Source organism: Bacteroidota bacterium (genome assembly GCA_030017895.1).
In the GTDB taxonomy this organism is placed as follows: Bacteria; Bacteroidota; Ignavibacteria; order UBA10030; family BY39; genus JASEGV01.
In genome coordinates, this window is record JASEGV010000010.1 from 25,303 (window position 1) to 39,919 (window position 14,617).

The 14,617-nt window shown below is 39.1% G+C and carries 12 protein-coding genes; 7 read left to right on the top strand and 5 right to left on the bottom strand.

Features of this window, described 5'->3' with window-relative positions; genetic code table 11:
* Nucleotides 1-9 precede the first annotated feature (9 nt).
* The 6 genes from QME58_03240 (at nt 10) to QME58_03265 (ending at nt 6,803) form a co-directional block, all read left to right on the top strand.
* Entirely contained in the window at nt 10-945 is a 936-nt protein-coding gene (locus QME58_03240) for a hypothetical protein (GenBank protein ID MDI6802846.1), read from the top strand.
* Nucleotides 946-1,247: 302 nt separating this feature from the next.
* Nucleotides 1,248-2,984 carry an ABC transporter permease subunit gene (locus tag QME58_03245; GenBank protein MDI6802847.1) on the top strand — a complete coding sequence of 579 codons (1,737 nt, stop codon included), beginning with the start codon at nt 1,248-1,250 and terminating at the stop codon, nt 2,982-2,984.
* A 4-nt stretch (nt 2,985-2,988) separates the two neighbouring features.
* Nucleotides 2,989-4,296, top strand: a complete 1,308-nt coding sequence (locus tag QME58_03250; GenBank protein MDI6802848.1) for a nitrate/sulfonate/bicarbonate ABC transporter ATP-binding protein — start codon at nt 2,989-2,991, stop codon at nt 4,294-4,296.
* Nucleotides 4,297-5,247, top strand: coding sequence for a threonine/serine dehydratase (locus QME58_03255; protein ID MDI6802849.1), 951 nt, complete (start codon nt 4,297-4,299; stop codon nt 5,245-5,247).
* 65 nt (nt 5,248-5,312) lie between these two features.
* Nucleotides 5,313-6,044: a TIGR04255 family protein gene (locus tag QME58_03260; protein ID MDI6802850.1), complete on the top strand. Its 732-nt coding sequence runs from the start codon at nt 5,313-5,315 to the stop codon at nt 6,042-6,044.
* A 357-nt stretch (nt 6,045-6,401) separates the two neighbouring features.
* Complete coding sequence (locus QME58_03265) at nt 6,402-6,803, top strand: PIN domain-containing protein (GenBank protein ID MDI6802851.1); 402 nt, start codon at nt 6,402-6,404, stop codon at nt 6,801-6,803.
* A 26-nt stretch (nt 6,804-6,829) separates the two neighbouring features.
* Here the strand turns inward: QME58_03265 and QME58_03270 are convergent, their stop codons facing one another.
* The 5 genes from QME58_03270 to hutH all read right to left on the bottom strand — a co-directional run bounded on the left by QME58_03270 (nt 6,830) and on the right by hutH (nt 13,356).
* Nucleotides 6,830-7,972: a M14 family zinc carboxypeptidase gene (locus QME58_03270; protein MDI6802852.1), complete on the bottom strand. Its 1,143-nt coding sequence runs from the start codon at nt 7,970-7,972 to the stop codon at nt 6,830-6,832.
* Between the two features lie 20 nt (nt 7,973-7,992).
* Nucleotides 7,993-9,309, bottom strand: coding sequence for an RIP metalloprotease RseP (gene rseP, locus QME58_03275; GenBank protein ID MDI6802853.1), 1,317 nt, complete (start codon nt 9,307-9,309; stop codon nt 7,993-7,995).
* A 4-nt stretch (nt 9,310-9,313) separates the two neighbouring features.
* A complete protein-coding gene (locus QME58_03280) occupies nt 9,314-10,462 on the bottom strand; it encodes a 1-deoxy-D-xylulose-5-phosphate reductoisomerase (GenBank protein ID MDI6802854.1) in 1,149 nt (382 codons plus the stop codon).
* Between the two features lie 225 nt (nt 10,463-10,687).
* Nucleotides 10,688-11,779: an adenosine deaminase gene (locus QME58_03285; GenBank protein ID MDI6802855.1), complete on the bottom strand. Its 1,092-nt coding sequence runs from the start codon at nt 11,777-11,779 to the stop codon at nt 10,688-10,690.
* A 17-nt stretch (nt 11,780-11,796) separates the two neighbouring features.
* Nucleotides 11,797-13,356 (bottom strand): histidine ammonia-lyase, encoded by a 1,560-nt coding sequence (hutH, locus tag QME58_03290; protein ID MDI6802856.1) that lies wholly within the window; start codon nt 13,354-13,356, stop codon nt 11,797-11,799.
* Between the two features lie 148 nt (nt 13,357-13,504).
* On the opposite strand from hutH, the gene QME58_03295 reads away from it, so the two are divergent.
* Entirely contained in the window at nt 13,505-14,608 is a 1,104-nt protein-coding gene (locus QME58_03295) for a response regulator (protein MDI6802857.1), read from the top strand.
* Nucleotides 14,609-14,617 lie beyond the last annotated feature (9 nt).

Sequence of the window (14,617 nt, forward strand, 5' to 3'; positions counted from 1 at the left end):
GGGAAAAGTATGCGTTTGACATTTTGTATTTTTGCAGTGATTTTAATTTTTAATAATAGTTCTTTTAGTTCGGAGGAGAAATATTTTACAGGAAATCCGAAGATTGATTTATTCACAGCTCAGCCGACTTTTACACAATCAATTCAAAACGATATTGCCGTAAATAAAAAATCGCCTTTCATTGCCGGCGGGTTATCGCTTTTAATTCCCGGTGCGGGGCAAATCTACACCGAAAGCTACATAAAAGCGGGAATTTTTTTAGCGGTTGAAGCGGCGGCCTGGATTTACTTTTCAGGCTATACCAAAAAAGGAGACGACCAAACAACGTTATTTCAAAATTTTGCCGATGAAAAATTTTCAGTGAAACCAAGTTGGGATATAAACGAACCCGACCGTTATCGAACAAGATGGGATGTAATACGATATTATGAGTGGAGCGATATCAATAGAAAAAACATTAATCCAAATTTTGACGATAATAACTTACCAACTTCTGCAATAATCACGAGTCCGAACTCAGGATTGCCTCCGTGGGAAAGAGTAAATTGGGACGCACTTAATGCTTTGGAACGTGCAATCGGTAAATGGTATTCACATACTTTACCAAAGCATGGGGAACAGCAGTATTATGAATTGATTGGAAAATATCAGCAGTTTAACCAGGGCTGGTTCGATGCGGATAATCCTAATTACACTTATGGCTTGCCACTAAGCGAAACATTAAAAAAATATTCTGAGATGCGAGGAATAGCCAACGACTATTATTACAAAGCCAAATCAGCAATGACAGTAGTTGTTGTTAACCACGTAATAAGTGCCGTCGATGCTTATTTTACTGCTCGTAGTTATAACAAGAATTTAATAGTTGAAGCCCGAATGGAACACCAAGAAACACCATTCGGAAAAATTCCGGTCGTCTATGCTACGATTAAGGTAAAGTTTTAAATTTTCATTTTGCATTTTTTACTCTCCAATCGATATTTTGTTTTGAACAGAATTGGTTTCACGCAAAGCTCGCGAAGTTCTGAGTTGTATCTGAGACACGAAGCTCGCAAAGGTTTTACTCATTTACTCACATTGCGCCCCCCGCGGATAAAATATTTTTGTCTTTGCTTTATTAACTAAAAACACGAAGATGCAGAACATGTAGTATTTAGAATGTCATAAAAAAAATCTAAAATCTAAAATCCGAAATCTAAAATTCTTTAACTTGTTACTCTCATTTATTTTTGTTTCATTACTACTAAATGTCACTCATCCGATCATACATAAAACTGAGTCGCAAAGTTAGCTGGGCTGACATTTTAATACTCATTTCGATTTTAGCGATTTTATACGGCGTTATTCATTTCGGGCAAAACTTCAAAGCAGAATTTAAACCGCTTGCCGAAATCGACTTGTCGCCGTCAGCTCTGCCGGAATATACTTTCTTTTCCCTTGTTCGCGGCTTTGCCGCTTATGGAATCTCACTAATCTTCACTCTCGTTTATGGATACATAGCAGCTTATAACCGTCGGGCCGAAAAAATTATGATTCCTCTGCTCGACATACTTCAAAGTATCCCCGTTCTGGGATTTCTTCCCGGACTTGTAATCGCTCTCATCGCAGTTTTTCCTCACTCCAACATTGGTCTCGAGCTCGCTGCAATATTAATGATCTTCACAGGACAAGTTTGGAATATGACTTTCAGTTTTTACCGTTCTCTACAATCGATTCCAAACGAACTCCGTGAAGCCGCAAAAGTTTACCGGCTCAACTGGTGGCTGCGATTTACAAAACTCGAACTTCCTTATTCAACAATGGGATTGGTCTGGAATAGTATGATGTCGATGGCAGGCGGCTGGTTCTTTTTAACCATTAGTGAAGCGTTTATTATCGGCGATAAAGATTTCAGGCTTCCGGGAATCGGCTCGTATATGAGTGCTGCTATTCAGAACGGCAACGTGCCAGCAATGATATACGCTGTAATAGCAATGAGTTTGATGATAATAACTGTCGATCAACTTCTCTGGAAGCCGTTAGTGGTTTGGGCGCAGAAATTCAAATTTGAAGAAACCGAATCCGCTGTTACACCCAAATCAAAAGTCCTTGATATATTAAGAAGCTCGCATATCATATCATTGGTCAGAGAAAAAAATATTTCCCCTATTATCCAATTTTTAAAGCCATTAGCTTCTATTAAACAAAAAAAAGTCAACAGTCTGCAAAACCGGGTTAGTGCTTTTCAAAGATTTTTAAAAGCCACCGTCGTTTGGACTTTCAAAATAATTATTTTTCTTGCTGGATTATTCGGTAGTTACAAACTTTTCGGATTACTGGTATCAGTTAACGTCGGAGAATGGAAAACAATAGGAATAGATTTATTTTTAACATTCTTCAGAGTTCTGGCGGCAGTCGTTATCGGTTCATTGTGGACAATTCCTGCCGGCGTTGCGATTGGAATGAATCGGCGATTATCAAAAATATTTCAACCGGTTATACAAGTGGTTGCATCTTTCCCGGCGCCGATGTTATTCCCGATTGTTTTGCTACTCTTGATGAAATTGGGCGGCAGCATAGAATACGGTTCGATTTTATTAATGATGTTAGGAACGCAGTGGTATATACTCTTTAATGTAATAGCGGGGGCGATGGCTATACCAAGCGACTTGCGCGAAGCCGCATCGATTAATCGCCTCTCAAAAAAATTGAAATGGAAACGGCTGATTTTACCCGGTATTTTTCCAGCGTTGGTTACAGGATGGGTAACCGCAACGGGCGGAGCTTGGAATGCGAGTATTGTTGCCGAGTATGTTCACTTTGGCAGCGACATTCTTACTGCAACCGGATTAGGTGCAAAGATAACGCTTGCTACCGACAGCGGCAACTTCGGTGTGCTTGCCGCCAGCGTAATAGCAATGTCAACAACCGTGGTTTTAATAAACAGATTCTTTTGGAAAAAACTTTATATTTTAGCTGAAGAAAAATATGGCTTAACAATGTGAATGTATGATAACAAACAATCAAATCAATACTATTATTCCGATCTCTGAATTGAAAAATATTTCGGTGCATTTCGATCTGCCTTCGGGAGTAGGGCTTACAGTTCTCCAGGATATTTCGATGAATGTGAATAGCGGTGAGATTCTCGCCGTGCTTGGTCCTTCGGGTTGCGGCAAATCAACTTTGATGCGAGTGTTAACAGGACTAATAAGACCGGCGCACGGCGAAGTTCTTGTTCACGGTGAAGCACTCAATGGAATTCATCCGAGCGCTGCGATTGTTTTCCAAAACTTTGCTCTTTACCCGTGGCTCACAGTTTCTGAAAATATTGCGATGGGATTAGAATCGGTAAAAGCCAACAAAGAATTGATAATAGAAAGAGTCGCTAAAGTAATTGACATTGTCGGCTTGGAAGGTTTTGAAGATGTATACCCGAAAGAATTATCCGGCGGTATGAAGCAGCGTGTCGGAATTGCACGCGCACTCGCAGTTCAACCGGAATTGCTTTGTATGGACGAGCCGTTCAGCGGACTCGACGTTCTGACTGCCGAGAATCTTCGAGCAGAAGTATTAACCTTATGGCTTGATCATAAAGTTGATATAAGAACAATCTTTTTTGTTACACATAACATAAGCGAGGCAGTATTTTTGGCAAATAGGATTGTTGTACTCGGCGCCAACCCGGGGAAAGTGAGAGTTATTATTAACAACGATATTCCTTATCCGCGTGATTACCGCTCGTCGGATTTTCTCTCGATGGTCGATCGCATACACGAGATTATAACAAGCGCAATCCTTCCTGACGAAGTAGTTACTACCGAAACCGGAAAAGCGACTCTTCGTGTTGAAGCTTTGCCCAGCGCTACTGTGGGTGAAACCGTGGGTTTGCTCGAAATCTTAGACGACCACAAAGGTCAAATAGATATTTTTCAGCTTTCTATGTTAGTCGGGAAGGATTTCGGAAGCGTGATGAATGTTGTTAAAGCAGCAGAGATGCTCGACTTTGTAGATACGCCACGTCGAAACGTGATTTTTACAGTTATCGGAAAAACTTTTCTTAAAGCCGACATTAATCAACGGAAGATTATTTTTAAAGAACAAATTTTGAAGCTGCACATTTTTCAGTTGATAACCGATATGCTGAAACACGGCAAGCAAGAAGGATTAGACGAAGACATAGTGCTTGAAACTTTTGCGATGTTGCTGCCCAACGAAGATACCGAAAAACAATTCGATACACTCGTTGATTGGGGAAGATACGGCGAGTTAATCGGGCACAATGCCGAAGAAAAGAAAATGTATTTGGAGGAATAGATGATAACTATCGATGATGTTGATAACGCATATTCGATTTTAAAGAATGTTGTTCACAAAACGCCGATTCTAAAATCTAGCACATTCAATAAAATAGTTGGTGTTGATGCTTACTTTAAAGCCGAAAACTTTCAGAGAATCGGAGCGTTCAAAATTCGGGGCGCTTACAATAAGATTGTATCGCTTTCACAAAAAGAAAGTGATGCGGGCATAGTCGCACACTCTTCTGGTAACCACGCACAAGGTGTTGCATTAGCCTGTAAGTTATTGAAAATAAAGGCAGTTGTGGTTATGCCTGTAAATTCAGTTCAAAGTAAAATTGAAGCTACAAAATCGTACGGTGCCGATGTGGTTTTCTGCGGTGAAAATACCGACGACCGGCAACGAATGACCGACGAGTTGATTTATAAGTTCGGATATACACTCGTTCCACCTTATGATGATGAAAAAATTATTGCTGGACAGGGAACGACAGCGATAGAAATTTTTGATGATTTAAAAGATTTAGATTATCTGTTCGTTCCAATTGGAGGTGGTGGCTTGATTTCGGGATGCAGTATTGTGGCAAAGCATTTATCACCCCGCACAAAAGTAATCGGAGTTGAAACCGAGGGAGCGAATGACTGCTATCAATCGTTCAGAGAGAAGCGACTTATAAAACTCACATCCACAAACACGATTGCAGACGGAATGCGAACTCTGAGCGTCGGCAAACATAATTTTGAAATTATTATGAAATATGTTGACGATGTAATTACAGTTTCTGATGAAGATGTTATAACGATGATGAAATTTTTCTTTGAAAGAATGAAAATTGTAGTCGAGCCGACAGGAGCAGTCGCACCGGCGGCAGTGATGAAAAATGTTTTGGGTTTGAAGAATAAGAAAGTTTGTGCAGTAATAAGCGGGGGAAATGTGGAAACTGAAATGTTTATTAAGTGGATTACTTGAAAAAAATATTTGTTAAATACAAGAAATCTTGTTATAATTAAACGCAAAGTATTGAATGTCCGAATATGAACAGAAAATATAAAAATCCGCCTATTGTAGAAGCACTATGTGAAATTCAATTTATTTCTGAAAAACCATGGGATTTAACTATTCCTGGGCTTTTCTACGAGAAAGTTAAAGAACTGTTCCCAATAAGAGAACAACAATTGGGCATAGGTGTACTATTTAAACCGACTCAAACAGGTATCGAACATAAAATTGAACAAGCTCCACCTCGGATGCAATTTTTTAAGACCGATAGAAGTGCACTAATTCAAGTTGCTCCCGATTTACTTGTAATTAACCAATTAACACATTATCCGACATGGAGCAAATTCAAACCTACTATTATTGAAAATCTCGATATTTACAACAAAATTGCAAGTCCGAAATCTGTTAAGAGAATTGGATTAAGATACATAAACAAAATAATTTTTGCAAAAGAATCTATTGAGCTAAGTGAATACTTTGAATTATTTCCTAATGTGCCAAGAGAATTACCACAATCACAAACTGATTTTACCATACGACTCGAAATACCATATTTAGAAAATGATAGAATGCTTATAACTCTGGGTAAATCTTATCCCAAAAATAACGAAGGTGTATCTATTATTCTTGATCTGTATTATATATCTTTCAATCAAGAAAGTATAAATATAGAAAATTTTAGTAATTGGCTTGAGCATGCGCATGGTTCGATTGAAACAGCTTTTGAAGCGTGCCTAAAAGACAAAACAAGAATAAGTTTCAACTAATTAAAGAATGACAGAGTATTTACCATATAATCATTCAATAATTGATAACGTGAAAAATTTCGATTTTTCACTTATACAACCTTACAATTACAAATGTAAAAAAACCGAAGAAAACTTTTTCGAATGTTATTCCACTACAATAACCCACGATATTGGATTCAAGCTATTCCAAGAAATTTTTGAATCAAATAATATTTCCATAAATCCTTTAGATATACAATTACAAGAATTGACAGAATTAAGATTGATCATAGTAAAACTCAATGTTCTGAATGAAGTCTTTGGAATTTTTCAAGGTTTAACCGAAGAACAAAGTCAAACATATGAACAATCCTCTAAAAGAAGACCGTTTTTTGGATGACGTATGTTCTAGATACAAATATCATTTCTGCGTTACTCAGAGGAAATGCAAATATTAAACAACGCATAGAAAGCATCACAATTACTGGACATAAAATAGTGATAAATGCAATATGTTACTATGAGGTTAAACGGGGGTTATTAGACGCTAATGCAACAACACAAATTAAGTATTTTGATAAGTTTTGCGAAACGTTTGGCCTAACCTTGCTCGATAGGAAACAAATTTTTGAGGAAGCTTCTTATCTTTATGCAAATCTTAAGAAACAAGGTAAATTAATAAATGATGCAGATATTTTAATTGCTTCATCGACAAAGATTGATAAGTGTATCCTTGTAACAAACGATTCAGACTTTCAAAGAGTCGTTGGCTTAAAAGTAGAAAATTGGCTCGATTAAATTTGGTAAAGAATTTTTTAAACAATTTAAAAATACTTCCTCAAATTAAACTCACTCTCTATTTTCAAATCTACCTCATCGACTAACATTCTCTCACCATCAAATTCTCTTAAAGCGACTAATGGGCTTAAATCTCCGACTTCAAAAAGCATCGGTGTGTCAGTCGTGTGCGTATCAACCTGATACGAAATTCCTAAATCAGCCGGAGTCGTTTGTCCGTTTTGATATCTGATCAGAACATTACGAATTATTAAATCGTAAGCACGTTCGGAGTTACCGGGAAGTTTTTCGTAAAGCGAAATGTCTGCATTCGTATATGTTCCCGAGACAATAGCATAAAAAGCCGACAGCAATCCCACCGTATTCAACTTCCGTATAAAAAATTTTTCTGGGTCGCCAATACTATGTCCCGACTCAATTAAAACCGTGCTTGTTCCCCACGTTTGAATGCTATCCCCAAAAGCACGTGGTTCGTAGCCATCGTCGTATCGGGTTATTTTTCCGGGAATAATTTCCATCATTTTTTCGGTAAGAAATGCGGCAAGTTTTTTTGCCCGGAGTCGCACCTTGTTATCCGATTTTTCTTCGTCCATCGCTGGAGCCAAAAAAGCGATTGCCGATATTTCTCTAGTTCCTTTTACAGTACTTAATTCCTGATCGTGCAGATTAAATCCATAATCGGGTTGATACTCATTCTGAATTTCCTTTAACAATCGTGCTTCGGGAGTTACAAGTGCAACTGCATCGCGATTTATATCGATACACTGAGCTGTTCGCCGCTGATACCGCGCCGCGCCATCGGGATTGAGCAGTGGTATGAATAACAACGAAAGCTTTGAAAGAAGTTCTTGCACCCCTTGTCTATCCGAAAATTTTGCAAAGTAATTGAATATATCTGCAATTGCCATAGTCGCTGTCGATTCATCGCCGTGCATCTGCGACCAGAGTAAAATTTTAATATCTCCACTCCCGACTTTTATCAATCGGATTGGTCTCCCTTCAAACGATTTTCCGATTTCTTTTAGATCAAAAATTTTCGGAGCTTGCCTGATAATATTATCGGCAACGCTGTTAAAAAACTCGGGAGCAAACATACGCGTCTGAAAATCGTTTACAAAATATGAATTGTATGTTGAAAATAATTTTTCTGTTATTTCATTCTGCCACATCTCAAATCCCAAATTAGAATTTAAAAGTTTATAATATCGTTATATATCACAAACGCCATGAAAGCTAATAAAATAAAAAATCCGGCTTGTTGAATTATCATTTTTGCTTTTACTGGAACTTCACGTCTTATCACTGCTTCAATAACCAAAAATACAATATGCCCACCGTCGAGAGCGGGGAACGGGACGATATTAATTATCGCCAAACTCATACTCAACAAAGCCATAAACGCAAGAAAACTAATCCAGCCCATTTCTGCCGATTGTGTAGCCATTTGTGCAATTTTAATCGGACCGCCGAATGATTGCGAAAATTTAGTTTTACCTGTTATCAACTGTTCCATCGAAAAAGCGAACAGCCGCATAGCACTATAAATATTTTGCACGCCTGCGGTTAATGCACCTATGATTGTGTAATCAACATGTTGCTTCGGTCCTAAATAAATCGTGCCGATTCCAATACCAAGCCGACCCTCTGCGGTTACAGTTGCTGTTCCTGATAAAGTGGAGTCGCCCCGCTTCCAATATATTTGCAATTCTTTATTGGGATTTGTCTCTATAATATTTTTTACTTGCGATGAGTTGTTCACCGTTTGGTTATTCAGCGAAATAAAAATATCGCCACCTTTAAGCCCTAATGCTTCAGCGGGCTTACCCGGTTCAACTCCGGTTATAATCGCCGCACTCCCTTCAGGAAAAATTCCTAAAGTTTCTTCGTTGAAACTTTTTATATCTTGCAGCGGAACTACAAACTCGATTCGATTGCCGCTTCGATCGACTTTTAAAGTTACATCTTTCCCTACATTTTCAAGAAAAATCTGTTGGTTAATTTCGTCCCAGTGTTCAATTTCTTTTCCGTTGACTTGTAGAATTTTATCGCCCCTGTTTATACCTATCTTATCAGAGGCGCTGTTTGGAACTACATATCCGACAACATTTGTCTCTTTGATAAATTTTCCCTGATAAAAATTTATCCCCCAGAAAATCACAACCGCGAGCATGATATTCATCAGTACACCGGCGATCATAACGAAAAATTTTGCAAGAAACGATTTCGATCGGAATTCCCATTTTTCCGGAGGCTTGTTCACAAACTCGGTATCCATACTCTCGTCGATCATACCCGCAATTTTTACATACCCGCCAATCGGAATCCACGAAATACAATAATCTGTATCGCCGATCTTTTTGCCGAACGCACGAGGTGGAAATCCGATTGAAAATCTATCTACTCGCATCCCGGTTAACTTGGCTGCCAGAAAATGTCCAAGCTCGTGGACTAAAACTAATATTCCTATCGTAATTAAAAAATAAAATAATGTGATAATAAATTCCATGTATTTACTTTCTGTAACTTGATTTAATAAAATTTCTTGTTGAATTATCTATATGAATTATTTCTTCTATAGTTGGATTTTGTTTCGCTTCAAATTTTTCTAATGCCATATCTATCAACTTCGGAATTTTGTCGAATGTGATTTTGCTGTTCAGAAACAACTCTACTGCAACTTCGTTCGCTGCATTCAGAACAACGGAAGCGGTGCCTCCGGCTTCAAGTGCTTGATATGCAAGCGACAGACATTCGAACTTTTCAAAATCAGGTTGACTGAACGTCATCTCGCGAAGTTCTGAAAAATTTACCCGCGATGAATTGGAAAGCATTCTTTCAGGATAAGTTAGTGCATATTGAATCGGAATCTTCATATCAGGAACACCCAACTGGGCTTTCACCGATCCATCCACAAACTCGACCATTGAATGAATTATAGATTGCGGATGAATTAGGACTTCAATTTTATTTTGCGGAAGTTTGAAGAGGTAATGAGCTTCGATTACTTCAAGTCCTTTATTCATCAACGTAGCCGAATCAATCGTGATTTTGCTTCCCATTTTCCAATTCGGGTGATTTAAAGCTTGAGCGACAGTGATATTAGGAAATTCTTTCTTTTCTAAATGGAGGAACGGACCGCCGGAAGCTGTTAATATGAGTTTGGAAATATTCTTTACATCTTCGCCAACAAGACATTGAAGTATGGCGCTGTGCTCGCTGTCGATTGGTATCAATTCGGTTTGATGGTCTGTGAGTAGTTGCGTTATAATTTCACCGGCAACAACCAAAGTTTCCTTGTTGGCAAGCGCCACTCTTTTGCCCGCTTTGATTGCTTCGATAGTCGGAGTTAAACCAGCAAAGCCCACGAGCGAGTTGATTACGATATCAACATCAAGGTGCGAGGCAATTTCTTTCAAACCTTCTTCGCCAATAAAAATTTTCAAAGTGCTGCTAAATTTTTGTCGCAATAGTTCCGCTGATTCGTTATCCATTACAACTACACCGTCGGGGTTATGCTTCTCGATTTGCTCGGCGAGTTGATTTATACCTTTGTTTGCAGAAAGATATGCAACGCGGAAGTTATCAGGAAATTTTGAAATCACTTCCAAGCTGTTTTGCCCGATCGAACCGGTCGAACCTAAAATTGATATGTTTTTAATTTTTTCCAAACGATTGAAATAGAGTATAAAAATCAAGCCCCGAATCTATCCTGCGGGGCTACAATAACATTTTAAAAAACGTTTTACGTTTTAAAATTACGGAAATATGCCGTTAAAGGCAATTGGCTATCCGCAATAGGTAGTTGATTGGGAGAAAGAGTGAAACAAAAAACCCAGATTGTTAAAAAACAAATCGGGGTTTTAAGCACAACATTTTTATTAAAATTATTTTTTCTTAATGCTGCTTCTCAGCTTCGTAAAGCCCGGCTTAATCTTATTGTAGATAAGATCGATCCGCTGCTTGTAAGGTACGAAAGCACTCTTCATTGCGTTGATAGATAGTTTTTCCAAATCATCAAACTCTAAACCGAATACTTCGTTTGCAATTTTATATTCCTTAGTCATTGTAGTATCGCTCATCAGTTTGTCGTCGGTATTCAAAGTAACTCTGAATTTGTAGCGGTAGTAAAGTCCGAATGGATGCTCCCCCAAACTTTTTACAGCACCCGTATCGACATTGCTGGTTAAACAAATTTCGAGTGGAATCCGTTTGTCTAAAACATACTGAGCTAAATATCCCATTTTAATTACGTGTGTCGGGTCATGTTCATCAATTGCGAAATCTTCGATGAGCCGTGTAGCATGCCCAATTCTATCGGCACCGCACCACTGGATTGCCTGCCAGATAGATTCTTTTCCGAATGCTTCGCCCGCGTGAATTGTGATGTGAAAATTCTCACGCTGAATATATTGGAAAGCCTCGACATGTTTTTTGGGAGGGAAACCCCCTTCTTCGCCGGCAAGGTCAAAACCTACAACTCCTCGTTCTCTGAAATCCACTGCTAACTCAGCCATCTCTTCCGAGAGTTTCATATTTCGCATCGCTGCGATGATTACACCGTAGTCAACATCGAAATCTTTTTTGCCTCTCTCTAAACCTTTTAAAACAGCATTTACAATTTCTTCCCAATGTAATCCTTTGTTTGTATGGAAGATTGGGGAGAAGCGGGTTTCAACATACACAACACCATCGTTCTTCATATCTTCCATCATTTCGTAAGCTACCCGTTCGAGAGCTTCTTCGGTTTGCATAACTCCTGTAGTCTGTTCGAAGCCTTCGAGGTAAAGAGGCAAACTTCCCCGTTTGGCACCGCGATGGAACCATTCGGCAAGTTCGCCCGCATCATTCGTTGGAAGCTTTGTGTAACCTTGGTCTTTGGCTAAGTCGATAACTGTTTGCGGACGTAAGCCGCCGTCGAGGTGGTCGTGCAAAACAGCTTTGGGCATCGCACGGATTATTTTTTCTGTTAATTTCATAAATTTATCTTTCTTTTTTATTTAAATTTTCCAATTGCTTTTTCAGTTGCATTGACAACAGCGCCAGTTGTAATTAAGTTCAACGATTTCAAAATATCGTCGTGTAAAACTCTATCGTCGGTTAAATGCGAAATATGTTTGCGTATTAATTTGTGAGCCGCGCCGGTTCCTTTGCCAGGCTTCATAGCTTTCGCAGTCGTTACATTTATCGAGGCAAAGTCTATGGCTTGTGCAGCGACCATCAGTTCGATAGCCAAAACCGCTTGCACATTTTTCAGTATCTGCCATGCTTTAGCGGCACTTATTGATCCCATACTGTTGTGGTCTTCCTGACTTGCTGAAGTAGGAATAGAATCGACAGAAGCCGGGTGAGCAAGAACTTTGTTTTCGGAGACGAGCGATGCTGCAGTATATTGAGCTATCATCAAGCCCGAGTTTAATCCACCGCGTGTTGTTAAAAAGCGCGGAAGCCGGCTCAGATTTCCGTTTAACATTCTCTCGATTCTGCGTTCCGAAATATTGGCAAACTCGGCAAGTGCAATTCCGGTAAAGTCGAGTGCAAGAGCAAGCGGTTGACCGTGGAAGTTGCCCCCTTCTAAATGTATTTTTTCTTTTAGAAAAATTATCGGGTTGTCGGTAACCGAATTTATTTCGGTTTCAATTACTTTGTATGCGTAATTAATTGCATCGCGGGAGGCGCCGTGCACCTGAGGGATACAACGTAACGAGTAAGCATCTTGAACGCGAGGATCGTCCTTACGATGCGATTCACGAATCTCGCTACCTGCAATAAGTTTGCGTAAATTTGCAGCCGATATTATTTGTCCATTGTGCGGTCGCAAATTATGTATCCGCTCGTCGAATGCTGTATCGGTTCCTTTCAATGCTTCAAAGCTCATAGCTGCTGCGATGTCTGCAATTTTACAAAGTTGAATTGCTTCGTGAATTATTAACGCTCCGTATCCAGTCATCAGTTGCGTTCCGTTGATAAGGGCTAAACCTTCCTTGGCACTTAAACGCAGCGGCTCAAGCCCAATCTTTTTTAATGCAATCGACGAGTCCATTAAAACATCTTCGTACAAAACTTTTCCTTTTCCCATCATAGTCAAAACTAAATGCGAGAGCTGAACGAGGTCGCCGCTGGAACCGACTGATCCCTTTGATGGAATTACAGGAGTAATGCCGGCATTAAAAACTTTTCTAATAAAATCCAAAGTTTCGTAGCGAATTCCTGAGTAACCTTTTGCAAGTGCATTCAGTCGTAAAATAATCATCGCACGTACAACTTCAAGCGGTAGGGGTTCGCCCACACCGGCGGAGTGGCTCATAATTAAATTTTCCTGAAGCTGCTCGATGTGTTCGCTGCTAATTGTAACGTTACTGAATTCGCCAAAGCCTGTAGTAACTCCGTAAATAATATCTCCGTTTCGCACCCAATCGTCAACCATCTTACGCGATGCCTTAATATTCCTCGCCGCTTCTTTTGTAAAATTAATTTTAATATTGTTAAAATTATTAACAGCATCCGCGACATTGGTGATTGTTAGTTTATTTCCGTCCAGTTTTAGTTTTTTCATAGGTTTTTGCGTGGGTAAAATTTCTGTAAATTTATTAAGAAAAGCATAAAAAAGCAATCGTTTGTAAAATTTTCAAAAAAAAGTTGACTTTGATAATCTTTTTCGATAAAATACGACATGTTAGACAAACATATAGAAGGAGACATATATGGAAAAAGAGAGTTTTAATCGGATACTTATTGTTGACGACGAGAAACCTTTCCGCTCAATGTTAAAAGACCAACTACAGAGCGCAGGCTTTCTTATTGATGAAGCATCGAGCGGGGATGAGGCATTGAATATGGTTGCAATAAAAGATTACACGATAATTTTGCTTGATATAAGAATGGAGGAAATGGATGGACTCGAAGCATTAAAAACTCTGCGGCGAATAACGCCGAACACCGACATCATTATGGTTACAGCTTTTGCGGATATCCCGAGTGCCGTTGAAAGCATAAAATACGGTGCGTGCGATTTCCTCGAAAAACCGATACAGATGGATATGTTGCTCGATAAAATTAAATCATTAACACGGTCGCGCGAAGAAGACAGAAGGTTACAAGAAATTCAGATAGATTTTCCGACACTTGTCATGCACAAACTCCGCATTCCACTTGCTGCTGTAAAATCGGCTATTAGTCTTTTAAACAAAGGGCTTGATAATATTGTATCTGAAAAGCAACGCGAATTACTAAACCACATCGACCATACATTGATGAAAATAAATGCAACGATAAACGACTTGATTGATTTAGCTCAGTTAGAAAGCGGCAATGTACAACTCGAGAAGTTGCCCGTAAACCTCGACGAACTCGTGCCTGCCGTTTGCAGTCGAATGGAAGCCGACGCAAAAGCAAAAAATATTAATTTCGAACTTTCGATAGATAAAAACGTTCCGACTATTGAAATCGACTCTGAAAAAATTGAGAAAGTTCTAATTAACATTTTAGATAATGCAATTAAGTACTCGTCAACGGGTGGAAAAATTTCAATTAGTACTACGGCAATTCATAAAGAACAGGATGGGGCGCTGCGTCAGTTTGTAGAAGTTTCGGTTTCCGATAACGGTGTTGGTATTCCCGGAAATATGCTTCTACATATTTTTGATAAGTACAAACCGGATACCCCGAATAAAGAAAAAACTACCGGTTTGGGTTTGGCGCTTTGCAAATTAATCGTTGAGGTGCACGGTGGATATATTTTAGCAGAATCAGAAGCCAGCAAAGGGACAACGGTCCGGTTTGCCGTCCCTGTAGATACCGACTTTTAAAATTATTAA